Genomic DNA, 23,591 nt, shown 5'->3' on the forward strand with positions numbered 1-23,591 from the left:
CGCATGTGGATCCACCTCCTCCTGACTACGGTCCGCCTACCGTTGGCCCCCTCTGGCCATGACAATGGGTGACTTCGCGTTTACGCTGTTACACGAGGACCAGTGGGGCTGGGGGAACTGTTATGTCGAGTATCAGGTACTGGAGACCAAAGCGCAGGCGTAGGCGCGAGACTGACACCGCTTCTTCATGGACGCCTGCCCGCTGGGCGCTGTGGTCGGCACCCAAGTCCGTGCTCGGCTACGTGCTGGCCGTCGACGTGCTCGCGCTCGTCGTCTTGGCCGCATCGTTGCGGGACCTCTCGATCGGCGGTGACGATTGGATCAGGTTCGGGGTGCTCGCCCTCGGCTCGGCGATCCAGACCGAGGCGGGACGCGAGATCGAACGGCTCCGCTGGACGGCCGCCGAAGGCGCCATCTACGCGAATCTGAAGTCGATGTGGATTTTCGCGGCCGTGCTCGTGCTGCCGGGGCCGCTCGCCATTGCGATCACCGCACTGACCTTCCTGCACTCGGGGCTCCGCCTTCGGCGCAGCGCTCCCCACCGCGGGATCTTCTCCGCCGCCAGCGTGGTGGTCGGAGCGGCCGCGGCATCGGTGAGCCTGACCGCCATCAACCCCACCGGCCACCCGGGCTATGCGGGCGGATTCGTCGGGCTGATCGCGGTGATCGTCGCCGGCGTCGTGTTCTGGTTCGTCAACTTCGCCTTGGTCGTCGGCGCGATCCTGCTGTCCAATCCGAACACGAACGCCCGCAAGGTGCTCGGCCAGCCGTCCGACCACCTCGTGGTGGCCGGTGCCCTCGGGCTCGGCGTAGCCAACGGGGCATTGCTGATGGAGCAGCCGTGGCTCACGGTCGTGCTGCTCATCACGGTGCTCGGCCTGCACCGGGCACTGCTCGTCGGACAGTTCCAGTACGCCGCACGCACCGACTCGCAGACGGGGCTCGCGAACGCCGTCTTCTGGCACGAGCTGGCCGGCAAGGAGCTCGACCGGGCACAGAACGGCGGTACCTCGCTCGGCGTGCTCTACCTGGACCTCGACCACTTCAAGCTCGTCAACGACACCTATGGGCACCTGGCCGGGGACCAGGTCCTCAAGGTCGTGGCGAACGAACTGAAGGACGATGTCCGGACCGACGATCTGGTCGGCCGGCTCGGCGGCGAGGAGTTCGCGATCCTGCTGCCGAACACCAGCGCGGAGGAAACCAGCCAGGCAGCGGAACGGATCCGGCGGCGGATCTCCAGGATCACCGCCACCGTCACCACGGCCCACGGCCATGCCACCGTCGAAGGTCTCACCTGCTCGATCGGCGCGGCCAGCTACCCGGTAGCGGGGAGCACCCTCGACGAACTGCTGCTGGCGGCGGACTCGGCGACGTACGCCGCCAAGAACGCCGGCCGGAACCAGGTCGTCACCGCTCCGGCGATGAGCTGACAGCAAAACAGCCACCACGGAGGAGTCCGTGGTGGCTGGCTGCTGACGGAGATCAGTCCTTGGTGTCCGGCTTCTTGTCCTCGGTGTCGTCGCCGGCCTCGCGGAGTTCCTCCGGGAGTTCGTCGGCGAGGTCTTCGTCGTCGAGGTCGCGGAGTTCCTCGGGGAGTTCGTCCTGGTCGAAGGTCTCGGCCGGGATCTCTTCGGACTGGCCTTCGGACTCGGGCTTGATCGCGTTGCGGAGGCGGCCGAGGATCCGGTCGGCCTCGGTGCCGAAGGGGTTGTCGTTGACCAGGTAGGTCCACGTCGCGGTCGGGCGCGGAACGCCGGAGGCTTCCTCGTCGAGACCGTCAGCCGTGATCTCGGCTTCCTTGAAGGTCTCGGCGGCCTCGGTCCACGCGTCGGCGATCAGCGTGTCGAAGGAGGCGATCGCGGACTTGTTGAACTCGTCGATCGGCTTCATGTGGACGATGCCGCCGGCCAGCGAGCGGAGGTGGATGCCCTCGCGCAGGTCGGCCAGGTAGGCCAGGTGGTCGGTCCACTTGCGGTCCAGGTGGTGCAGCGCGATCTTCCGCGCGGCCGCCTTCACGGTGTCCTCGTCGAGCTCCTCGACCAGTTCGTCGTACCGCTCCTTGGCCCGCTCGGCCAGCTCCTCGGCGGCCAGGTCCTCGGTCAGCACCTTCTCGCGGGTGTCGAGCAGGATCGACCGCTGCTGGCCGGTGAGCCGGTGGTACGACCACGTCGTACGGTGCAGCTCGGCATTCGCGCCGTCGGCGACCCGCTGCGCGTGCTCCAGCATGCCGATCGCCTTGCGGTCGGTGAGTCGGCCATCGGCGTCCGGCGACGGGCGCAGGCCCGACGTCACGGAGTACCGGGTGACGAGCTCGTCGGCGAGGCTGGCGAAGAACAGCGAGCCGCCCGGGTCGCCCTGGCGTCCGGCGCGGCCGCGCAGCTGGTCGTCCAGCCGGCGGGACGCGTGCAGGCCGGTGCCGATGACGTACAGCCCGCCCAGCTCGATCGCGCGGTCCTTGTCGTGCGATTCGTCGCGCCCACCGAGACGGATGTCGGTACCACGGCCGGCCATCTGCGTCGACACGGTCACTGTCCCCGGCACACCCGCCTCGGCGATGATCGCGGCTTCCTCGGCGTCGTTCTTGGCGTTCAGCACGACGTGCGGGATGTCCGCTTCCTCGAGCTGATCGCTGAGCTGCTCGGACTCCTCGACGCTGTGCGTCCCGATCAGGATCGGCCGGCCGGTCTCGTGCACCTCGCCGATGTGCTCGACCAGCGCCTTGTTCTTCTGGGCGACCGTCAGGTACAGCCGGTCCGGCTCGTCGACGCGGATGTTGGGCTTGTTCGGCGGGACGACCGCCACCTCGACCTTGTAGAACTCCTGCAGCTGCTCGCCGACGACGACCGCGGTACCGGTCATGCCGCACACCGTCGGGTAGCTGCTGACCAGCGCCTGCACGGTGATGCTGTCGAGCACCTCACCGGAGTCGCTGACCGGGACGGCCTCCTTGGCCTCGACCGCGGCCTGCAGACCGTCGGGCCAGCGCTGCAGCTTGGCGATCCGGCCGCGGTTGTTGTTGATCAGGCTGACCTTGCCGTCGCGGACCAGGTAGTCGACGTCGCGGCGCAGCAGTACCTCGGCGTGCAGCGCGACGTTGATCTGGGTCAGCCGGTCGAGGTTCTCGTCCTCGTACAGGTTGATGTCGCCGAGGGCCGCTTCGACCTTGTCCGTGCCCTTGTCGGTCAGCGCGACCGTCCGGCCGTCGCCGTCGATCTCGTAGTCGAGGCCGGCCCGCAGCGTGCGGACCAGCGCGACCACGTCGTCGTCGAGCTCCTCGGTCCGGGTCGCGCCAGCCAGGATCAGCGGCACCCGGGCCTCGTCGATCAGCACCGAGTCGGCCTCGTCGACCAGTGCCACGTCGGGCTGGACGGTGACCCGGTCGGCGACGTCGTCGACCAGCCGGTCCCGCAGTACGTCGAAGCCCAGCTCGCTCACCGGCGCGTAACAGACATCCGCCTGGTACGCCGCCCGCCGCTCCTCAGGTGTCGAGGCCTGGCCGATGTGGCTGACCGTCACGCCGAGCAGCGCGTAGATCGGCCCCATCCACTCCGAGTCGCGCTGGGCCAGGTAGTCGTTGACCGCCATCACCTGGACGCGCCGGCCACCGATCGCATACCCGGCGGCCGCGAACGCGCCGGCCAGTGTCTTGCCCTCACCGGTCGCCATCTCGACGATCCGGCCCTGCAGCAGCGCGAGCGCACCGACGATCTGCCCGTCGAAGGCCCGCTCGCCGATGGCCCGGAGCCCGGCCTCCCGGGCGAGCGCGAGGAACTCGATCTGGTCGCCCTCGTCCAGACCACCGGTGGTCCGCATCTCGGTGACGACCTCGGTGAGTTCTTCGTCGGTCAGGTCCTTGAGCGACTCCTCCGCCTCGCCGACCGCGGCGGTCAGCTTCTCGTACGGGCCGAGGTCGATCGAGCCGGGGCGCTGCAGCAGCCGGCGAAAGCGCGAGGTGAGTTTCATGGCCATGATCTCCGCAACGTACAGCCTGCCGAGGTCGTTCCGCTCACCGGGTTGGGCGTGTCAGGGCTTCCATTCATAGGGCGTGGTCGTGGTGACCGCATGGAGGCCGAGCTTCTGCAGGATCGGCCGGGAGTCCTCGGACGCGTCGACCCGGAGGAATTCGTACCCGCGCTCCTTCGCGATCTTCGCCCGGTGCACCAGGATCGCGCTGTAGAGCCCTTGCCGGCGCCACTGCGGCAGCGTCCCGCCACCCCACAGGCTCGCGAACCCGGTCTCCGGATGGAACCGGATCCAGGCCGCCGTCAACGCCGGTCCCTCGGGTCCCCGCAGCGCATCCTCGATCAGCGTCACGACCAGCCGGTCGGGGAACATCCGGTACTCCGCGGCCAGCCGCTCCTCGATCCGCTCCAGCCCGTTGTGCCACAGCGTGTCCATCAGCACCGCGATCCGATGGAAGTCCGCCGGGTCCTCGCCCACGTCCCGCATCCGCACCTTCGACGGCAGCGCCGACGGCCGGGCCAGGATCGCGTCCACCTCGCCGAGGATCAGCGTCTCCGGGTCCGCCTTGACGAACCCGGCGCGAAGCAGCCGCTCCCCCAGGTCGGCCGGCTCGTCGTACGCGTAGGTCTTCCACTCGAACTCCAGCCCGCGCTCGCGGAAGAACGCGACCTGCGCGGCGATCACCGCGTCCGGGTCGTCGCCGAGACCGCGCGGCGTCTCGACGAATCCGCCGCCGCCCTCGCCCTCGAAGTACGAGCGGTGCACCAGCCCGTCCAGCTCCTGCTTCCAGCCAGGAATCGTGTCGGCGTCCGGCAGGCGGATCCGACGGTGGAAAACCTCTAGCAGCTCATCAGGTGTCATCCCGGCCATCCTCGCTGCTGCGGAGTCAACCGTCATCCCCTTTACCGCGTCCAACCAGCAGACCAACCACCACGGTCACGGTCACGGGAGGGAAGTACGTCATGAGCAAGGTCAGCGTCATTCGTCGTCACCCCGTCCGCGGCACGCTCGCTGCCCTGGCGATCGCCGCCCTCGCTACCGGCGCCGCGGTCGCGGTACCGGCGCAGGCCGGCCCGCCCGTCGAGCGATCGGCGGCGAGCCGGGCCGGCTGTCCGACCGGCTGGGGTTCATTGCCTGAGGCAAGCACCAGGGGCGGCGCTTCGGCAGTCACGAACGTCCGGACCGGCCGGCACGCCTGCTACGACCGGCTGGTTGTCGATCTGGCAGGCAAGGGCGGGACCGGATACCGGGTCAGGTACGTGAAGGTGGCCACCGCGGACGGCTCCGGTGCACCGATCCGCACCCGCGGCGGCGCCGTCCTCCAGATCGTCGTCACCGCCCCGGCGTACGACGCGGCCGGAAGGCCGACGTACCGGTTCACGAACCAGAAGGAGCTGTCGACCGTCGCCGGGTACAGCACCTTCCGTCAGGTGGCCTGGGGCGGCAGCTTCGAAGGCCAGACGACGCTGGCGCTCGGTGTCCGGGCCCGGCTGCCGTTCCGGACCTTCGTCCTGACCGGCCCGGGCAGCAACAGCCGCATCGTGATCGACGTCGCGCACCATTGGTGAGTTGCGAACGAACATCAGCCGTGTTCGAATGAACGTGTGAACAGTGAGGAACGGCTGAGGTTCGTCGTCGAGGAGCTCGCGCGAGCGGGCCGGGTCGGCGTTGCCGAGCTAGCCCAGGACACCGGGACGTCGGAGATGACGATCCGGCGCGACCTCGACCTGCTGCAGAGCCAGGGGCTGGTACGCCGGGTCCGCGGCGGCGCGGTCGGGGTCGCCCTGCGCGGCGAGATCATCCCGTTCACGTTGCGGGACAAGCAGGGCAAGGAGGTCAAGCTACGGCTCGCCGCGGCCGTCGCCGAACTGATCTCCGACGGCGAGGCGGTCGCGCTCGACAACGGGACGACCTGCCTCGCGGTCGCCCGCGAGCTGGCCGGGCGCGCGATCACGGTGATGCCGCTGTCGCTGCACTCGGCGGTCGTCCTGGGCGAGGCGGCGCGGACCAAGCTGATCATGCCCGGCGGCGAGGTCAGCTCCCCCGAGCTCGCGTCGTACGGCGCTGCCGCGGAAGCCGGCGTCCGCGGCATCCACTTCGACACCGCGGTGATCAGCAGCTGCGCGGCACTCCCAGCCCACGGACTCACCACCAACACCCTGGCCGACGCCGCCATGAAACGCGCTCTGATCGAGTCCTCCGCGCGAGTGCTGCTGGCCGTCGAATCAGCCAAGCTCGAGCGCACCGCGATGGTGACGGTGGCCGGCCTCGAGTCAGTCGACGTCCTGATCACCGACGACGAAGCCGACAACGAAGCCCTGGAAGCCTTCCGCTCCGCCGACGTCGAAATCAGATTCGCCTGATGAGCCACTCGGCGCCGACCCCAGGCCGCACGATCGGGGCGCTCGCATGACCACCACCTCCCCCAACCCCATGTCCACCCGGACAGCGGCGGGCGCGGTGTTCCTGTTGTTCGTCACCAACGGGATGTTGATCGGCGGTGTCGGCGGAAGCCTGCCTGCCCTGCGGGATCGCCTCGATATCGAAGCAGCAGGGCTTTCGCTGCTGTTGTTCTGTCTGGCGTCCTCGGCCGTCGTCTCGATGCAGATCGGTGGCCGGCTGGCCGACCGGATCGGCGCGCGGCCGGTCGCGCTCGTCACGCTGACCCTGCTCGCGCTCGGCGTCGGCACCCTGTCGATCACCTCATCGTTGCCCTGGGCAATCGTCGCGATGGTGCTGGCCGGGCTGGGCAACGGCGCGATGGACGTCGCGATGAACTCGCTCGGCGTCGAGGTCGAGCAGGCCCGGCCGAAGCCGATCATGAGCCGCTTCCACGCCTTCTGGAGCGTCGGCAACCTGACCGCCGCCGGCACCATCGTGCTGATCGCCCGCGCCTTCGACAAGACCGGCGCGGCCAACGTCGGCCCGGCCCTCGGCACGCTCTGCGTCGTCGGCCTGATCTCGATCGCCGTCTGCGTCCGGATCGTGCCGCACGGACGCAGGATCGAGCACACCGAGGACGGCGTCCGTACCGCGATCCCGCGGCTGGCCTGGGCGCTCGGCCTGATGGCGTTCTGCTTCGGCCTGGCCGAGGGAACGGCTGTCGACTGGTCCTCGGTCCACGTCACCGACGTCGCCAAGATCGACCCATCGACAGGCGCCCTCGGCCTCGTCGCCGTCAGCGGCTTCATGGTCGTCATCCGCCTACTCGGCGACCGAGCCGTCGCACGAGTCGGTCGGCGCACGGTAGTACGGGTAGGCGCGGTCACCGCCATCGGCGGCTACCTCTTCACAGTCTTGGCCCACCCACTCCCCCTGCTACTGATCGGCTGGTCGCTGGTCGGCCTAGGCGTAGGCCTGGTCGCTCCCCAGGTCTACGCCGTAGCCGGCCACGTCGGCGGCGGCCGCATGCTCGCAATAGTCGTAACCTTCGGCTACGCCGCCTTCCTGGTAGGCCCAGCTCTCATCGGCCAACTGGTCGAACACTTCGGCATCCAGCACGCAATGATCCTCCCGCTGACTTTGTCCGCCTGCCTGGTCGCGGTCTCGGCCGTCCTCCCACGCGACGAAGAAGACCGGCAGAATCGATAACTTCGGACCCTCCGGGCGCATCTAACAGGTGTCCTGAGGGGGGCACATGAAATGCATCCAGCTCATCCACCGCCGCCACCACCGACCGATCCGCACCGCGCTCGCAGTACTCACCCTCGCCGCAGTACCGGCGGGCGCGGTCAGTGTGCCGGCGCATGCCGCGTCGACCGCGAGCACCGCCGCTGCCGCCACCTGCGCCGCTCGATGGGGCTCGTTGCCTGAGGCAAGCACCTACCGGGGGTACGGGCTGCTGACGAACGTCCGGACCGGGCGGCACGCCTGCTACGACCGGATCGTGTTCGACGTCCAGGGCAAGCCGTCCTGGTTCCGCGTGCACTACGTGAAGAACATCTACACCATCGGCGAGGGCAAGCTGATCCCGCTGCGCGGTGGCGCCAAGCTGGAGATCATCCTGTCGGTCACTCCATACGACACGGACGACGGCTACGTCACCTACGATCCGCCGAACCACAACGAGCTGACCAACGTGCGCGGCTACCGGACGTTCCGGCAGGTCGTGGACGCGGGCAGCTTCGAGGGCGAGACGGTCATCGGCGTCGGAGTCCGCGCCCGCCTCCCGTTCCGCGTCTTCACGCTGACCGGCGCTGGCAACACCAGCCGCATCGTCGTCGACGTCGCGCACCGCTGGTAGGACCGCAACCTGAAGCCGCTGGACCTGCCGCGCCACCGCGGCAGGTCCAGCTCCGTTTCTAGAGGACGCGGTTGAGGAGGTCGAAGAAGGTGTTGGCCAGCACGAGCTCATATGGGTCTTTGAGCAGGCCGGCCAACTCCGAGATGTCCGAGGGGGTCCACGACCACGCGTTGATGCCGCCGGAGATGAACAGCGGCTTCGTGCCGTCCCACTGGGCGACCCGGGCATCCAGCGCGGCCTTGTACTCGGCGGCCTTGCCGGGCGCGCCCCACTGTCCGACGACCGGCAGCCCGCACTGGCGGACTGCGAGGAGGTCGCCGTCCCAGGTCTGCATGATCCCCTTCAGCGGGGTGTACTTCTTGAAGCCGGCGGCGATCTCCGGGGACAGCAGGACCCATTTGTCGTTCTCGCGGTGGCTGTAGGAGTAGACGACGTCCATCCCGGTCCGGCGCAGCGTCGAGCCGGTCAGCTTCAGGAATTGGGTGAAGTCGCTCGGCACCCACGATCCGGGGTAGGTGTAGCCGGCGCCGGAGGGGCCACAGACCAGCAGGTCGTTGGCCGTCGCGGTCCGCTGGTAGTGGCTGAACAACCCAGGACCGGTCTCCAAGAGCAGCGGGCTGATGGTCCAGTTCGCCGGTGCGTCGCCACGCTTCGGGTCGTCCCAGAGGTCGCGCATGTGCCGCTGGCAGTACTGGATGTTGTCGCCCTCGCCGAACGTCAGCGTCAGGTACACCTTGTTCTTCGGCTTGTTGATCCGCCGGACCGGCCGGACCTTGTCCGAGATCGGTGCGCTGAAGCCCGCATGGACGGTCCCGTTCATGTAGAAGTCGGCCGCGATCACCGGCGATCCACCCTGCGAGGCGAGGTCGACGCCGTCCCACTCACCGGAGACGTCGTTGGCGAACCAGCCCATGTACGGCGCCAGCGTCGGGTACTTCGCGAAGTGCTCGACCAGCAGATCGCCGGTCTCGCCACCCGGCGGTAGCCAGCTCACCAGGGCTTTGGTGGCCACCACGTAGTCGCGGAAGTACGCGAACGGCTCGATCCGCGTCGGCGAGGTGTCGGTCGCGCTCACCAGGTACTGGTTCCACATCGTCACGGTGACCACGAGGGACGTCGTACCGGCCGGCGGGTCGAACTGGTAGATGAAGTAGCCACCGCCGTCGCTGAAGCGGTTGGCCTCGCCGCCGATCGACGAGTTGACGCCGTCGAAGAGGAACGGCGCCTCCTGCGGCGTACCGGGCAGGAAGTGCGCGATCTGGGCGCCGTCGGCCTTCACCGTGATCTCGGAGACCGACGCGCCCCAGCCGTCGTCGGTGAACGAGTCGGCGAACCGGACGAAGACGGTGCCCTTGCCGAGCTTGGCCGAGACGTCGAGGTCGTAGCTGCCGCGGTTCGACGAGTCGCGGATCTGCCTTGTCTCGCGGGCGATCTCCTGCCACTGCACGTTCTCGACCGCGACCACCCGGGTCGGCGGCAGGCCGGCGAGCAGCTGGTGGGTGACGCGTGGGAACAGGTTGTCGAGCTGCCAGCGGTAGGTCTTCACGCGGTCGTCGTCGAACATCCCGCGCAGGTCTTTGACGATCCGCAGGCCGTGTGCCTTGGCCTGATCGGCGTCGGCGACGACCGCGCTCTCCAGCCCAGCCAGGGTCGTCGCAACATTGAGCGAGTCCGGTACGGCCGGGTCGTGGACGATCGCGCCGCGGACCCGATGCCGGTACCTGGCCACCAGGTCCAGGGGATTCTGGTACGTCGTCGTCGGCAGGTGCATATCCGTGAGCCACTTGGCGTCCGGCGTACTCATCGTGCCGGTGTCGAAGCTGAAGTAGAGCTCCGGCCTGGTCCTGTTGACGATGCCCTGCAGCGTCGTCAACAGGGTCTGGTCGCCGCCGCTGAGCTTGCTGACATCGCCGTAGTGCAGGTGTTTCGGTCTCTCGAAGGCCGGCAGCAGCCTGCCGCTCGTGGTGGTACTCAAGGTCGGTACGGCGCCTGCGGGCAGGCCGGGGAGCAACCCGAACCCACCTGCTGTCAGTGCGCCGCTACCCGCCAGGAACGTTCGTCTCGACACCATCGTGACCACTCCCCTGTCGCTGACATCGCTGTCAAATGACGGGGAGATTAGTCAGCATCACGGCGCGTGTCGAGACCTCGGACAACGTTGTCGGCAAATTGCTTGGAATCGTTTCCGTTTGCTCGCCTCGGCATGCTCTTACCGTATGGTGATACGGTAAGAGCATGAGCAATCTTGGGTCAGGCCGCGCTCGCCGGGCCGGCGGCGCCAAGCGCACGCTCGTGCTCGACCAGGTGATCGCGGTGCTCGCCGACCGCGGCTACGCGGGCACTCGGTACGCCGACGTGTCCGAGGCGTCCGGGGTGGCGGTCAGTACGTTGCAGGGCTACTTCGGCTCGCGCGAGGACATGCTGATCGAGGCGTTCGGGCGCGCCACGGCCGTCGCGGTGACCGCCATGGACGAGCTGGTGGCGCAGTTCGACGATCCTTGGCAGCAGTTGGTGGCGATGGTCGATCGAGGACTGTCCACCGATATCGCGACGTGGCGGATGTTGATGGAGTTCTGGACGGCCGCTGCTCATGACGCCGAGTTGCAGGAGCATGCCGCGGCGCTGGCGGCGCAGTACCGGGAGCCGTTCGTCGACGCGGTGCGGCGAGGGGTCGAGAGCGGTGCGTTCACGCCGCGCTTCGAGATCGCCACAGTGGTCGAGGTCGTGGTGGCGGCGATCGTCGGGCAGCTCTACCCGGTCGTACTGGGTCATCGAACGCCGCAGGACAAGGACTATCGCGAAGTGGTGCTGGCTCAGCTGGCCTTCGCGCTCACGATCGATCCCACAGAGAGGTGACCTGTATGTTCGTCAACCCGGAGGGCCTGCACAACCCGGTCCCGTTCGGCTACAGCCACACCGCCGCCGTTCCGGCCGGCTCGGAGCTGGTGTTCGTCTCGGGTCAGTACGGGTCGGGCCCGGACGGCATGGTCGTCTCCCCCGACTTCGCCGAGCAGGTGAAGCAGGCGTTCGGCAACCTGGGGATCGCACTGGCCGCCCACGGGCTCGATCTCAGCCATGTCGTCCAGCTCCGGACGTACGTGGTGAATCCTGACTTCGAGAAGCTCGGGGTGATCGGCCAGTTCGCCGGCGCGACTCCGCCGACCCAGACCGTGATCGGAGTGGCCGCGCTCGCCATGCCCGACATCCTCTTCGAGGTGGAGGCGGTCGCCGCACGGTCCTAGAACTACCAGGCCTCGTGCAGGATCCGGGTCGCCTCGGACAAGGAGAGGTTGGCCCGGCGGGCCGCGCGAGCGAACACCGTTGCCGCCGCCTGCGTTTCCTCGTCGTCGATCTCGCTGCGCGCGGCCAGTACGAACGTTCCGTTCCGGCCGCGGGTCTCCACCAGCCGGTCGGCCTCGAGCTCCTTGTACGCCCGGGCCACGGTGTTGACCGCGAGCCCGAGATCCCCGGCGAGTTGGCGCACGGTCGGCAGACGCGTGCCCTGCGCCAGCTCCCCCCGGCGGATCGACTGCTCCACCTGCTGCTTCACCTGCTCGTACGGCGGCCGGGATGCGGCCGGGTCCACCGAGATGATCATCTTTACCTGTCTCCGAGGGGTGCTTGGATCGCTTGCTGCGAGCGACGCAGGCCCCGCTTGCTGTCGGCGGCACCCCAGATCAGGCATTCGACCGCCGTGCCGCCGATGAACATAACCCACGCGAACGGCGCGGCGAAAGCAGGGACGCCGGCCGGCCACTCGAAGGACAGCACCGCGGCCGCGCCGAACAGCCAGCCGGCGCCGATCAGGATGTTGAGCATGTCCCGCAAAGCCTTGGCCCGCAGGGCTTCCTGCCAGCGCAGCTCGTCCTCAGTGGCGGCCGGCTGATTCAGCTGGAGGATCCGGCGCTGCAGGTAGATCCCGACCGCCGCGATCGGGATCGTCGCCAGCCCCGGGATCGCCAGCGCCCAGCCGCGGCTTGCGTGCTCGTCGGCGGTCGTCAGCACCAGCACACCCAGGCCCAGCGCGAGCAGCGGGAAGACGAGCATGGCGTACTGCCCGATAACCTCCACCGGAGTGAGGTAGTCCCCCAGGCGACGCTGCCGCAGGGTCGCGGTCCGCGGTCCGGCCGGCCGCGCGGCACGCACCGCACGGTACTGCAGGACGAAGGATCCGATGCCGATACCGGCGACCATCCCCATGAAGGTCCAGCCGAGAACCGGCGAGAAGAGGTCGCCTCCGGCCAGCAGCACGATCCCGCCGACCACCACCCCGGCAACCGCCAGCCCGACCGCGCTGGCGGCCTGCGTCTGGGCCAGCCGGCTCTCCGCCGCCGCCATCAACTTCTCGTCCTTCGGCAGCCCGCCGGTGTAGACCAGCCGTCCCACCTGGCTGCGCGCGATCGACTTGCGCGACAAGAACAGCAGCGCCCCACCGACCACCGCCACGACCACCAGGCCGAGTGACAACCCCATCCTGACCAGCTCCCCTCGAGTCTTTGTCCCAATTGTATTGAGACAAAGACTACTGTCAACCAGGGGTCAGTCGGCGGGCTGGAAATCGGCGGCGCTGTACAGCTTCTGCTCGACCAGGACCAGCCAGTTGCCGGAGTTGTCGCGGAGGACCGCCTCGACGCCGTACGGGCGGTCGGATGGTTCCTGGATGTACTCGACGCCCTTGGCGACGAGTTCGGCGAAGGTTTTGCGCCAGACCGGGGCGGTGGGGTGGGGCAGAGATAACACAGTCGTCGGTGTTGATGCCGAAGCCGTGCATCGAGCCCTTGGCCATGATCCGGCGGATCGACTCGGCCGATTCGGGGTCCATCGGCGGGCCGGGCAGCATCAGCACCACGTGCAGCTCGGGGTGGTCGGCCTGGTAGACGGTGCACCAGCGGAACTCGCCGACGGTGATGTCCTCGCCGGGCGCGAAGTCCAGTTTCTCGGTGTAGAACGCCTTCGCCTCGTCGATGTCGTGCACGTAGACGGTGATCAGGCTGATGTTGGTGATCAAGGTGCCTCCTCGTCGGATCCGTGCCTGCGACGCTACGGCCGCGGAGGCTGCGGTGGCTTCTCCGCGATTGCGGAGTTCAGACCGACCATGAAGACGAAGCAGCCGGGGATCCGGGCCCCCGGCTGCGTGCGCTGGTACTCCGACGGGCTCATCCCGATCAGCTCGGAGAACCGCTGCGAGAACGAGCCGAGACTGCTGTAGCCGACGAGTTGGCAGACCTCGGTGACGGTCAGGTTGGTCGCGCGCAGCAGGTCGGCCGCCCGCTCGATCCGGCGCCGGGCGACGTACTGCATCGGCGTCTCGCCGTACGCCGTCGTGAAACAGCGCAGGAAGTGGTACTTCGAAACGCCCGCCGCAGCGGCCAGCGCCTCCAGGTCGAGCGGCCCGGCGTAGTTGCGGTCGGCAACATCCCGGGCTCGCCGCAAGTGCGGGAGCAGCTCGGACGGCACGGTCACGGTCGTCGTCATCGGCGGAGGGTGGAGAGCAAGGTGCTGATCAGGAGGTCGGGCGCGTCGGCCGAGGCCAGGCGACCGGCGTCGACCTCGTCGGCGGCCGCGTGCAGGATCGCGTAGAAGGTGGCGACCAGCCAGTCCACCGGCTGATCGGTGCGGAAGTCGCCGGCTGCACGACCTCGCTCGATCAGCCGGCCGACGTGCTGGAAGGCGGCGTCGTGCTGTCGCCGGAGTGTCTCCGGCCCGATCTCGGCGAGTGCGATGGTCCGCACCCGCCGATGGCGGTCCAGGATCGGCCACGACTTCTGTACCAACCGCACCAGCGCCTCTGCCGGTGGCTGCTCGTCGAGAGCGAGCTCCGTCAGTACCTGGTCGGTGTGCTCGATCCCCCGCCGCAGCACCTCCTCCAGCAGGACCTCGCGGGACGGGAAGTGCGAGTAGAGGGTGACCCGGCCGATCCCGGAGGCGGTGGCGACGTCGCTCATCGATGGCAGCGTGCCGTGCGCCATCAGCTCGTGGGTTGCGCGCAGGATGGTCTCGATGTTCCGCTCGGCGTCGGCCCTGCGCTTCGGAGTGGAGGTCGGCACGCCTACACCTTACGAGGCCTCAGTGGCCGTGTCCGTGACCTGCTACTACGAGTGCTTTGCCGCCCGGGACGAGCAGTAGGGCGATTACCCCGGCCACGGCCGCAGCGATCGCGCAAACGGCGTACCCGGCGGAGAAACCGTCCGTGCTCACGACTGTCGGCCCGGCGAAACTGGCGGCCGCCACCGTCGACATCACGGCGACGCCGATGCTGCCGCCGAGCTCGTGGAAGGTCGTGACGACACCTGACGCCACTCCGGCCTCGGCTGTGGGCACGTTGGCCATCGTGGTGGTCATGGCGGTGACGAAGAGCGGTCCGACGCCGAACGCCGCCAGCAGGAAGCCGGGCAGTACTCCGGTCCAGACGCTGTCGCCGACCTGGGTGAGCAACGCTGCCCCGAGAGCGGTGACCAGGAAGCTCCCGGCGGCGACGGCACGACCGCCGACTCTCCCGATCAGGTGTCCGCCGACTTGCGCTCCCCCGGTGATCGCCAGGGCAACCGGCAGGAAGACAAGTCCGGTCTCGAGCGCGCTGTAGCCGCGAACCTCTTGCAGCAAAGGCGAAGTCAGGAAGAACAGACCCAGCAACAGCCCGGTCGCCACCAACATCAAGAACATCCCGGAAACCACCGGCCGACGCCCCATCGTCCGCAGATCCATCAGCGGAGTCGCGGTCCTCGCCTCCACCAGCAGAAACAGCCCATAACTGAGGGCCGCAGCCGCCAGGACTCCCAAGGTGCTGGCTGCACCCCAGCCGTCCTCTCCCGCGTTGACCAGTCCGTAGATCAGCAGCGCGGTGGCGGCTGTCACCAGCAGAGCCCCCGGCAGATCGATCGGCGCCCGCCCAGCGCCCGCCTGTGCCGGAACCAACTGAGGTAGCAACACCAGCACTGCCACACCGATGGGCACGTTCACGTAGAACACCCACTGCCAGCCTGGCCCCGCCGTCAGTAGACCGCCGAGGAGTACTCCGACGGCTGCTCCGGCGCCGCCGATGGCTGCCCAGATGCCTAATGCGCGGCTGCGATCCCGGTCGTGGAACGTCGTCGTGACGATCGCGAGTGCTGCCGGCGAGAGCAGTGCTGCTCCCAGGCCCTGCGCCGCCCGGCCCGCGATCAGGACCGCCGCCGATCCCGCCAACCCAGAAGTGGCCGAGGCCAGCGTGAAGATCACCAGGCCGGCCAGCAGCGTCCGCCGCGCGCCGAGTACGTCGGCCAGCCGCCCGCCGAGAATCATCAACCCGCCGAACACCAGCGTGTACGTCGTCACCACCCACGTCAGCGACTGCCGGCCCAACCCGAGGTCGGTCCCGATGCTCGGCAACGCGATCTGCACGACGGTGATGTCGACCACCAGCATGAACTGCACGAACGCGAGCAGCCCGAGCACCAGCCATTTGTTCTCTCGCACACCCTCACCCCTAACCTGAACACTGCTGTATAGTTTATTCCAGAGAGCGTGGCACGGATGACAAGTTTCGGCAAGAGCCGAATCTCTGGACAGCACGGAGGGAGCCGCCGAGGCTCGCGGTATGACGACAGACGAACGCGTAGGGCAGGGCGGCGCCGGCCCTGGCGAGCTCGCGCCGGACGGCAGCTCGGTGGATCTGTACGTCCAGGTGCAGCCGCACGGTGAGGACGAGCTGATCAACGCCGCGATCGCCCCTGGCAGCAGCATTCTCGAGCTGGGGTGCGGTACCGGGCGGATCACCCGGCCATTGGTTGCCTTCGGCCACCAAGTGGTCGCGGTCGACGAATCGGCGGCGATGACGTCGCGGATCACCGAGGCCGAGACGGTCGTGTCGACGATCGAGGAGCTCCGGCTCGACCGGCGGTTCGACGTGGTGCTGATGATGTCGTACCTGATCAACGTCGCCGACGACGGCGCCCGGCAGCGACTGCTCGACACCTGTGCGCATCACGTGAAGTCCGATGGTGTGGTGCTTTTGCAGCAGCAGGATCGGGAGGTGTTCGCGCGGAACGTAGTACGGGAGAGCCCGCAGCGGCGGGTCGAGGTCGCGGACGTCAAGCAACTCCCCGACGACATGCAGTCGGCCACGATGATCTACACCGTGGACGGCCGCACTTGGTCTCAACATGTCCTGGTCAAGAATTTGACCGAGGAAACTCTTAGCGCTGCGCTGCACGCCTCCGGGCTCGCTCTGGACGGCTATCTGACGCCTGATCGGGGCTGGATCCGCGCCAAGCTGCAGTAACCGGCCACCTGGCCGGCAACCGGGCGGGGACCCGCGGACCCTGTTAGGTATGCCCATGACATCGAGCAGGCAGGACAAACCTCCGCCTGCCATGCCCGCCGACCACGACCTGTGGGAGGCACTGCGCCGCTGCGACCCCGAGGCCCTCGGCACCCTCTTCACCCGGTACGCCGGTGTCGTCCACGCCTACGCGGTCCGCCACACCGGCTCGTACTCGACCGCAGACGACGCAGTACAGGCCACCTTCATCACTGCGTGGAGGCAGTTCACCCATGCCGACCCAGGGCCGCTGGTGCATGACACGGCCCGCGCCTGGTTGCTGACCATCGCCCGCAACGAGCTACGCAACAGCACTCGCGCCAAACGCCGGCTGGCGCAGTTCGTCAGCCGGCAGCCCGCTCCCCTGCATGCGCCCGACCACGCCGAAAGTGTCGCGGCCCAAGTCGACTCGGAGCAACGGATCCAGGCCGTACGGGCAGCGCTCGGCCGGCTGCCGGCGCACGAGCGCGAAACGGTCGAGCTCGTCTACTGGGCCGAACTACCGCTCGCCGAGGCCGCCGAAGTACTCGGGGTCGCCGAGGGAACCGTCAAGGCACGGCTCTCCCGGGCCCGCCGACGCCTGCCCGCTCTGCTCGACCAATCCGGACCGGAGGAGGCCCGATGAACAACCTCACCACCCCGCCGCCGGTCGAGGAGCTCGACCCGCAGTACGTCGAGGACCTCCGCGCCAACCTGGTCAGGACCGCCCGGGGAGCCCAGCGCCACCGGTCCATCTGGACGCCGGTACTGGCAGCCGCCTGCGGAGTAGCCGTCATCACCGGCGGCGTAGTAGCCAGCACCCGCGCCGGCGGCCACTCCGGCTCCGTCGAACCGGCCGGCCCTCAACCGACAGTGGCTCAGCAGGTCCCGCCCAAGGACTCCGAACGCATCAACCTCGACCGCGGATCCGCCTTCATCGGCAGCGGCGTCGGCATCGTCGACGCGGCGGTGGCCAGGAAGTGCCTTGCGGAGAAGAAGTCTGCGCTCGGCCAGCCGAATCCGGCGACGCCGGCCGACGTCTCACTCGACGGTTCCTATCTGGCCCGCCTGCAGAAGACCCTGCCCGGCGAAGGCGGCCTGCTCGAGCCGCTGAGGACCACACTGCTGATCCAGGAGTTCACGACGCTGGCCGGCGTCCAGGTCGAGTGCTACGACGACAAGCTCCTCTATGCCTTTGATCCGGCCGCCGTCCCGCTGGAGAAGACCCTGAAGCTGACCAGCAGCAAGCCGGTCAACGGGCGGTGGAATTTCTCGGAGATCCCGGACGGCAACTCGACCCGACTGTTCGTCACCTACACCTTCGCCGCCCTCCCCGGCGTCAACGAGGTGCAAGTCCGGATCCGGTGGACCGGCGGAGCCTCGCCCTGGTACGTCGTACCGGCGTACTTCGGCCGCGGCTACGCCACCGCCTCCCAGCTCGGCGCTGTTCATCGGCCCGGGCTGACCGAGGTGGACTACCGCGCCGTCGACAAGGACGGCAAGGTCCTCTTCAGCGGGGTCGAACGGGGCTGACGCTGACCGCCGGCCGGACTCTGGGCGGAGTCCGGCCGGCTTGTCGCCAAGGTGGCGCTTCGGTTGAGGAGGGGTCAGCCGAGGCCGCCGCCGACCTTGGTGAGGGCGTCGAACTGGGTGCGGCTGAGCTTGCTGGTGTCACCGCTGAGCGCCTTGGAGCGGGTGCAGATGATGCCGCCCGGCACCGAGCCGGTCAGCACCCGGATCGCATTCTTGAACGAGTCGCAACGGCGCTGGTCCTCGGCGCCGGCCGGGTAGCCGATCGCCGCGTTGACCTTGCCCATGTTGAGCTGGTCCGCGAACGGGTTGATGTTGCGGGCGACCGTCCAGTACCAGCGGGCGATCGGGGCGCTCCACTGCAGCGACCGGGCCAGCTCGGGGTTGCCGAGCAGGTCGATACCGAAGTACCGGCCGGCCGGGCCGTAGTTGAAGTCACCGGTCAGCTGGATGTAGCCGCGGCCGCCGTACAGGCGGGTGTCGCCGATCTCGCGGATGTTGTACTCCAGCCGCGACTCGTGCACCAGCGTCGCGAGGAACGCTGCCTTCCGGTACGGCGTATTGATGTTGGCGTCGCGCATTGCCTGGTTGAGCGACGGCAGCCCGGTCTCGACGAGCGACGGATTCGCGATCCGGGTGCCGAACATCGCCTGCACCTGCGCCAGCGTGATGTCGCCGGACGGCGGGTTGGTGCCACCGCACTCGGCGACGCCGGGGAGCTTGTCCTCCGGGATCGCCACGTACGCGACGGTGACGTAGCCGCCGAGCGCCGGTACGTGCGCCCACCAGCGGCTCGAACCGCCGGAGACGGTGACGAGGTCGCCGTACTTCTGGCAGTCCACGTCGATGGAGGTCGGGCCGGGCAGCGTCCGGACGACCGGTGAGGACAGGTAGGCGTCGGCGCGGACGTTCACGCCGGTGCCGTAGGTGTTGAAGACGGCCGCGCTCGCCGGAACGGCGGTGACCAGACCGGCGGCGGTGAGGCCGGTGAGGGCGAGGGTGGCTATCAGAAGACGGCGGATTCTTCGCTTGAGCATGACAACTCCCGGGGCGGGGACAGCATGGGCACGGTAGCCGTGAAAAGTTAACGGGCGTCTCTCACGACGATGTCACTTTCCACCCAAACTGCCCCCGGCTCAAGCCTTTCGACCAGGTTGCAAATCAGCCGACGGTGCCGGGGATCCGGTCCAGGGCCTCGAACTGGGTCTTGGTGAGCTTGCTCGTGTCACCGCTGAGCGCCTTCGAGCGGGTGCAGATCACGCCGGCCGGGACGGAGCCGGACAGGTACCGCAGGGCGTTCTTGAAGGAGTCGCAGCGACGCTGGTCCTCGGCGCCAGCCGGGTAGCCGATCGCCGCGTTGACCTTGCCCATGTCCAGCGCGTCGGCCATCGGGTTGATGTTGCGGGCGACCGTCCAGTACCAGCGGGCGATCGGGGCGCTCCACTGCAGCGACCGGGCCAGCTCGGGGTTGCCGAGCAGGTCGATACCGAAGTACCGGCCGGCCGGGCCGTAGTTGAAGTCACCGGTCAGCTGGATGTAGCCGCGGCCGCCGTAGACGCGGGTGTCGCCGATCTCGCGGATGTTGTACTCCAGCCGCGACTCATGCACGAGGGTGGCGAGGAAGGCGGCCTTGCGGCGGGGCGTGTTGATGTTGGCGTCGCGCATTGCCTGGTTGAGGGACGGCAGTCCGGTCTGGACGATCGACGGGTTGGCGATCCGGGTGCCGAACATCGCCTGGACGTCGGCGAGGGTGACGTCACCGGCGGGCGGCGGTGGGTCGGCCGGACAGTCCGGTACGCCGGGAAGCTTCGTCTCCGTGGTGTTGATGTACCCGACCGTCGCGTACCCGCCATGCGCCGGCAGATGCGCCCACCAACTGGTCGCCGCCCGCCCCGGCACGGTCACCGGGTCCCCCAACTTCTGGCAGTCGACATCAACCGCGGTCGGCCCGTTGAGCACCTTCACCACCGCAGCGGAGAGGTAGGGCTCGGACCGGATGTTGAGAGCACTGGCGGTGGTCTGGAAGGCGACCGCCTGAGCCGGAGTGGCGGCAACCAGGCTGATTGCCACCAAGGCCACGGCAGAAGACAACACACGCTTGAACATGAGAACTCCCGGGCGGAAGGAGGATGAGGGCACAGTGAACAACTACTACGGACAGTCACTGCACGGTCACTTTCTCACCGCCCGATACCTGTTGCTCAAGTGCGCAACAGCCCTCACATCCGCCTCACGGCGCAAGCCGCCGCCTGCCCCTCCCACCGCCCACCATTTGAGGGGTTAACCCCTCAAATGGTGGGTTGCCTGCCCGGATTCTCAGGGGGCAACCCACAAAGTGAGGGGTTAACCCCTCAAATGGTGCGCGGCGGGAAAGGGAAGGAGCGCCGGTGAGGGGCGCCCCTTTCCGGGCTACTTCTGCGGGTCGGCCGCCGGCGCGGCCTTTGCTTCGCCCTTGGGTTCGGGCTTGGCGTCTACGCCGGCTTCCTTGCGTTGGGCGGGGGTGATGGGGGCGGGGGCAGCGGTGAGGGGGTCGAAGCCGCCGCCGGACTTGGGGAAGGCGATGACGTCCCGGATCGACTCCGTGCCCGCGAGGAGGGCGGTGATCCGGTCCCAGCCGAAGGCGATGCCGCCGTGCGGGGGCGCGCCGAACTTGAACGCGTCGAGCAGGAAGCCGAACTTCTCGGTCGCCTCCTCGTCGGTCAGGCCCATCACCTTGAAGACCCGCTTCTGCACGTCCTCGCGATGGATACGGATCGACCCACCGCCGATCTCGTTGCCGTTGCAGACGATGTCGTACGCATAAGCCAGCGCGCTGCCCGGATCGGTGTCGAACGTCTCCAGCGAGTCGGGCTTCGGCGACGTGAACGCGTGGTGCACCGCAGTCCACGCCCCCGACCCGACAGCGACATCACCAGCAGCGGTCGCGTCGTCGGCCGGCTCGAACAGCGGCGCGTCGACGACCCACACGAACGACCAGGCCGACTCGTCGATCAGCCCGCCGCGCCGGCCGATCTCCAGCCGCGCCGCACCCAGCAGCGCCCGCGACGATTTCACGGCACCAGCAGCGAAGAAGATGCAGTCGCCAGGCTTGGCACCGACGTGATCGGCCAGGCCAGCGCGCTCCTCCTCGGACAGGTTCTTGGCGACCGGTCCGCCCAGCTCGCCGTCCTGACCGACCAGCACGTACGCGAGCCCGCGCGCACCGCGCTGCTTGGCCCACTCCTGCCACGCGTCCAGCTGCTTGCGCGGCTGGTCGGCGCCACCCGGCATCACCACGGCGCCGACGTACTGCGCCTGGAAGACCCGGAACGGCGTGTCCTTGAAGTACTCCGTGCACTCGACCAGCTCGAGCCCCATCCGCAGATCGGGCTTGTCGCTGCCGAAGCGGGCCATCGACTCGGCATACGTCATCCGCTGGATCGGCGTCTGCACCTCGTGCCCGGCGAGCTTCCACAGCTCGACCAGGATCTCCTCGGACAGCGCGATGATGTCGTCCTGGTCGACGAAGCTCATCTCGATGTCGAGCTGGGTGAACTCCGGCTGCCGGTCGGCACGGAAGTCCTCGTCGCGGTAGCAGCGGGCGATCTGGAAGTACCGCTCCATCCCGGCGACCATCAGCAGCTGCTTGAACAGCTGCGGCGACTGCGGCAGCGCGTACCACGAGCCCGGCTGCAGGCGCGCCGGGACCAGGAAGTCGCGGGCGCCTTCCGGCGTCGACTTGGTCAGCGTCGGCGTCTCGATCTCGACGAAGTCGTGCTTGTCCAGGACCGCACGGGCCGCCTTGTTCACCTTGCTGCGCAGGCGAAGCGCCGAGCCCGGGCCCTGGCGGCGCAGGTCGAGGTAGCGGTACTTGAGCCGGACCTCTTCGTTCACCGGCGTCGCATGGTGCTCCTCGACCGGGAACGGTAGCGGCGCGGCCTCGTTGAGGACCTCGATCTCCTCGGTGATGATCTCGATCTCACCGGTCGGCAGGTCCGGGTTCGCGTTGCCCTCGGGGCGCGCGGCGACCGTACCGACGATCTTCAGGCAGTACTCCGAACGCAGCCCGCTGGCGGCCTCCTCGTCGCGGATGACGACCTGGACGGTGCCGCTGGAGTCGCGCAGGTCGATGAACGCCACGCCGCCGTGATCGCGTCGCCGTGCCACCCAGCCCGCCAGCGTGACGGTCTGTCCGGTGTTCTCGGCCCGCAGGGAGCCGGCGGAATGGGTACGGATCACGAGTTCTCCTGAGGGGTTTCGATGCTGGGTCGTACGTCCTGCGCGGGCGGTGCCCAGGTGGCCGGGTCGGCCGGTACCTGGTCACCGCTCCTGATGTCCTTCACCTCGGCGCCGTTCTCGGTGGTGAACCAGACGAACGGAATGCCGCGCCGGTCCGCGAACTTGATCTGCTTGCCGAACTTGGCCGCCGCCGGGGCGACCTCGACCGGAATGTTGCGCGCCCGCAACGCGGCGGCTGTGCGCATCGCGTCGGCCCGCTCGTCTTCGTTGTTCAAGGCAACCAGTACGGCGGTCGGCGTACTGCGGCTGCCCTTCACCAGGCCCTGGCTGAACAACCGGGCGATCAACCGGGACACCCCGATCGAGATGCCGACGCCCGGGTACGTCGTCTTGCCGTCGCTGGCGAGCGAGTCGTAGCGGCCGCCGGAGCAGATCGAGCCGTACGACTCGTGGCCGATCAGCTGGGTCTCGTAGACGGTGCCGGTGTAGTAGTCGAGGCCGCGGGCGATCTTGAGGTCGGCGACCAGCAGGCCGGGAGCGTGCTCGTTTGCCGCCGTCATGATCGCGGCCAGCCGCTCGAGGCCCTCGTCGAGGATCTCGTGCTGGACGCCGAGCGCCCGCACCTGCTCGACGAAGGACGCGTCGGTGCTGGAGATCTCGGCCAGGCGGAGCACCTGCTTGGCGGTCTCGGCCGACAGTTGAGGTCCGGCCGGTGCCGCCGTGTCTCCCCCGCCGGTCAACAGTTGGGTGACTTTGTCCGGGCCGATCTTGTCGAGCTTGTCGACGATACGGAGTACCGAGGTGACGTCCTCGATGCCCAGGCCGCGGTAGAAGCCCTCGGGGATCTGCCGGTTGTTGACCTGGATCCGGAACGGCGGGATCGGCAGCTTGCTGAACGCGTCGGCGATCACCAGCGGCAGCTCCACCTCGTAGTGGAACGGCAGCGTGCCGTCACCGACGATGTCGATGTCGGCCTGGGTGAACTCGCGGTAGCGGCCCTCCTGCGGGCGCTCTCCACGCCAGACCTTCTGGATCTGGTAGCGCCGGAAAGGGAAGGCCAGCTTGCCCGCGTGCTCCAGCACGTACCGGGCGAAGGGGACCGTTAGGTCGAAGTGCAGGCCGAGGTCCGACTTCTCCTCGACGGGCGCGCCGAGGCGGCGTACCGCGTAGATCTCCTTGTCCGCGTCCTCGCCCTGGTTCGAGAGCCGGTCGATCGGCTCGACGGCGCGCGTCTCGATCGAGGCGAAGCCGTGCAGCTCGAACGTCTCCCGGATCACGTCGAGGAACTGCTGCTCGACGATCCGGTCGCTCGGGAGGTACTCGGGGAACCCACTGATCGGGGTCACCTTGCTCATT

Annotated in this window: 23 protein-coding genes and 1 pseudogene; 10 read left to right on the plus strand and 14 right to left on the minus strand. The window is 68.5% G+C overall.

The genetic code is table 11. The annotated features are described in order from the left end of the window. Positions 1-122: 122 nt before the first annotated feature. Positions 123-1,433, plus strand: a complete 1,311-nt coding sequence (locus ABD116_RS06730) for a GGDEF domain-containing protein (protein WP_343965968.1) — start codon at positions 123-125, stop codon at positions 1,431-1,433. 52 nt (positions 1,434-1,485) lie between these two features. On the opposite strand, the gene secA2 is transcribed toward ABD116_RS06730, so the two are convergent. Next, the gene (secA2, locus tag ABD116_RS06735) at positions 1,486-3,966 is read right to left on the minus strand and encodes an accessory Sec system translocase SecA2 (protein ID WP_343965970.1); all 2,481 of its coding nucleotides are present in this window, start codon (positions 3,964-3,966) and stop codon (positions 1,486-1,488) included. Between the two features lie 60 nt (positions 3,967-4,026). Continuing rightward, complete coding sequence (locus tag ABD116_RS06740) at positions 4,027-4,827, minus strand: GNAT family N-acetyltransferase (RefSeq protein WP_343965972.1); 801 nt, start codon at positions 4,825-4,827, stop codon at positions 4,027-4,029. Positions 4,828-4,928: 101 nt separating this feature from the next. Here ABD116_RS06740 and ABD116_RS06745 point away from each other — a divergent pair, with 101 nt between their 5' ends. The 4 genes from ABD116_RS06745 to ABD116_RS06760 are packed head-to-tail and all read left to right on the plus strand — an operon-like array spanning position 4,929 to position 8,209. Further along, positions 4,929-5,534, plus strand: coding sequence for an AMIN-like domain-containing (lipo)protein (locus tag ABD116_RS06745; RefSeq protein ID WP_343965974.1), 606 nt, complete (start codon positions 4,929-4,931; stop codon positions 5,532-5,534). Between the two features lie 36 nt (positions 5,535-5,570). Further along, positions 5,571-6,329 (plus strand): DeoR/GlpR family DNA-binding transcription regulator, encoded by a 759-nt coding sequence (locus ABD116_RS06750; RefSeq protein WP_343965976.1) that lies wholly within the window; start codon positions 5,571-5,573, stop codon positions 6,327-6,329. Between the two features lie 46 nt (positions 6,330-6,375). Then, entirely contained in the window at positions 6,376-7,557 is a 1,182-nt protein-coding gene (locus ABD116_RS06755) for an MFS transporter (RefSeq protein WP_343965978.1), read from the plus strand. A gap of 46 nt (positions 7,558-7,603) precedes the next feature. Continuing rightward, positions 7,604-8,209: an AMIN-like domain-containing (lipo)protein gene (locus ABD116_RS06760; RefSeq protein ID WP_343965980.1), complete on the plus strand. Its 606-nt coding sequence runs from the start codon at positions 7,604-7,606 to the stop codon at positions 8,207-8,209. A gap of 58 nt (positions 8,210-8,267) precedes the next feature. Here ABD116_RS06760 and ABD116_RS06765 read toward each other — a convergent pair whose 3' ends face one another. Further along, complete coding sequence (locus ABD116_RS06765) at positions 8,268-10,280, minus strand: GxGYxYP domain-containing protein (protein WP_343965982.1); 2,013 nt, start codon at positions 10,278-10,280, stop codon at positions 8,268-8,270. Between the two features lie 164 nt (positions 10,281-10,444). Here ABD116_RS06765 and ABD116_RS06770 point away from each other — a divergent pair, with 164 nt between their 5' ends. Both ABD116_RS06770 and ABD116_RS06775 read left to right on the plus strand, forming a co-directional pair. After that, positions 10,445-11,065 carry a TetR/AcrR family transcriptional regulator gene (locus tag ABD116_RS06770; RefSeq protein ID WP_343965984.1) on the plus strand — a complete coding sequence of 207 codons (621 nt, stop codon included), beginning with the start codon at positions 10,445-10,447 and terminating at the stop codon, positions 11,063-11,065. A gap of 5 nt (positions 11,066-11,070) precedes the next feature. Further along, positions 11,071-11,451 (plus strand): RidA family protein, encoded by a 381-nt coding sequence (locus tag ABD116_RS06775; RefSeq protein ID WP_343965986.1) that lies wholly within the window; start codon positions 11,071-11,073, stop codon positions 11,449-11,451. Positions 11,452-11,453: 2 nt separating this feature from the next. Here the strand turns inward: ABD116_RS06775 and ABD116_RS06780 are convergent, their stop codons facing one another. From ABD116_RS06780 to ABD116_RS06810, 7 genes and pseudogenes are all read right to left on the minus strand, one after another. Continuing rightward, on the minus strand, positions 11,454-11,807 hold the full coding sequence (locus ABD116_RS06780) for a GntR family transcriptional regulator (protein ID WP_343965988.1): 354 nt from the start codon (positions 11,805-11,807) through the stop codon (positions 11,454-11,456). Positions 11,808-11,809: 2 nt separating this feature from the next. Beyond that, positions 11,810-12,682, minus strand: coding sequence for a hypothetical protein (locus tag ABD116_RS06785; protein ID WP_343965990.1), 873 nt, complete (start codon positions 12,680-12,682; stop codon positions 11,810-11,812). 66 nt (positions 12,683-12,748) lie between these two features. Then, a complete protein-coding gene (locus ABD116_RS06790) occupies positions 12,749-12,949 on the minus strand; it encodes a VOC family protein (RefSeq protein WP_343966614.1) in 201 nt (66 codons plus the stop codon). Between the two features lie 61 nt (positions 12,950-13,010). Then, a pseudogene (locus tag ABD116_RS06795) lies at positions 13,011-13,184 on the minus strand (VOC family protein); the annotation flags it as partial. A 65-nt stretch (positions 13,185-13,249) separates the two neighbouring features. Next, positions 13,250-13,684 carry a helix-turn-helix transcriptional regulator gene (locus tag ABD116_RS06800; protein ID WP_343965993.1) on the minus strand — a complete coding sequence of 145 codons (435 nt, stop codon included), beginning with the start codon at positions 13,682-13,684 and terminating at the stop codon, positions 13,250-13,252. Then, the gene (locus ABD116_RS06805; RefSeq protein ID WP_343965995.1) at positions 13,681-14,256 is read right to left on the minus strand and encodes a TetR/AcrR family transcriptional regulator; all 576 of its coding nucleotides are present in this window, start codon (positions 14,254-14,256) and stop codon (positions 13,681-13,683) included. Before ABD116_RS06805 ends, ABD116_RS06800 begins: the two co-directional genes overlap by 4 nt. 19 nt (positions 14,257-14,275) lie before the next feature. Further along, positions 14,276-15,664, minus strand: a complete 1,389-nt coding sequence (locus ABD116_RS06810; protein WP_343965997.1) for an MFS transporter — start codon at positions 15,662-15,664, stop codon at positions 14,276-14,278. A 121-nt stretch (positions 15,665-15,785) separates the two neighbouring features. Between ABD116_RS06810 and ABD116_RS06815 the strand changes: the two genes are divergently transcribed. From ABD116_RS06815 to ABD116_RS06825, 3 genes are read left to right on the plus strand one after another with little or no spacing between them, the layout of a single operon-like run. Next, a complete protein-coding gene (locus tag ABD116_RS06815) occupies positions 15,786-16,469 on the plus strand; it encodes a class I SAM-dependent methyltransferase (RefSeq protein WP_343965998.1) in 684 nt (227 codons plus the stop codon). A gap of 55 nt (positions 16,470-16,524) precedes the next feature. After that, the gene (locus ABD116_RS06820; protein WP_343966000.1) at positions 16,525-17,133 is read left to right on the plus strand and encodes an RNA polymerase sigma factor; all 609 of its coding nucleotides are present in this window, start codon (positions 16,525-16,527) and stop codon (positions 17,131-17,133) included. Beyond that, a complete protein-coding gene (locus tag ABD116_RS06825) occupies positions 17,130-18,020 on the plus strand; it encodes a hypothetical protein (protein ID WP_343966003.1) in 891 nt (296 codons plus the stop codon). The genes ABD116_RS06820 and ABD116_RS06825 overlap by 4 nt, the downstream gene beginning before the upstream one ends. A gap of 74 nt (positions 18,021-18,094) precedes the next feature. Here ABD116_RS06825 and ABD116_RS06830 read toward each other — a convergent pair whose 3' ends face one another. The 4 genes from ABD116_RS06830 to hisS all read right to left on the minus strand — a co-directional run bounded on the left by ABD116_RS06830 (position 18,095) and on the right by hisS (position 23,590). Beyond that, positions 18,095-19,054 (minus strand): glycoside hydrolase family 19 protein, encoded by a 960-nt coding sequence (locus tag ABD116_RS06830; protein ID WP_343966005.1) that lies wholly within the window; start codon positions 19,052-19,054, stop codon positions 18,095-18,097. A gap of 124 nt (positions 19,055-19,178) precedes the next feature. Next, on the minus strand, positions 19,179-20,123 hold the full coding sequence (locus ABD116_RS06835) for a glycoside hydrolase family 19 protein (RefSeq protein ID WP_343966007.1): 945 nt from the start codon (positions 20,121-20,123) through the stop codon (positions 19,179-19,181). 303 nt (positions 20,124-20,426) lie between these two features. After that, the gene (gene aspS / locus ABD116_RS06840) at positions 20,427-22,235 is read right to left on the minus strand and encodes an aspartate--tRNA ligase (protein ID WP_343966009.1); all 1,809 of its coding nucleotides are present in this window, start codon (positions 22,233-22,235) and stop codon (positions 20,427-20,429) included. Next, complete coding sequence (hisS, locus tag ABD116_RS06845; RefSeq protein ID WP_343966011.1) at positions 22,232-23,590, minus strand: histidine--tRNA ligase; 1,359 nt, start codon at positions 23,588-23,590, stop codon at positions 22,232-22,234. Before hisS ends, aspS begins: the two co-directional genes overlap by 4 nt. Position 23,591 lies beyond the last annotated feature (1 nt).

This window comes from Kribbella koreensis (assembly GCF_039525325.1).
Lineage (GTDB): Bacteria > Actinomycetota > Actinomycetes > Propionibacteriales > Kribbellaceae > Kribbella > Kribbella koreensis.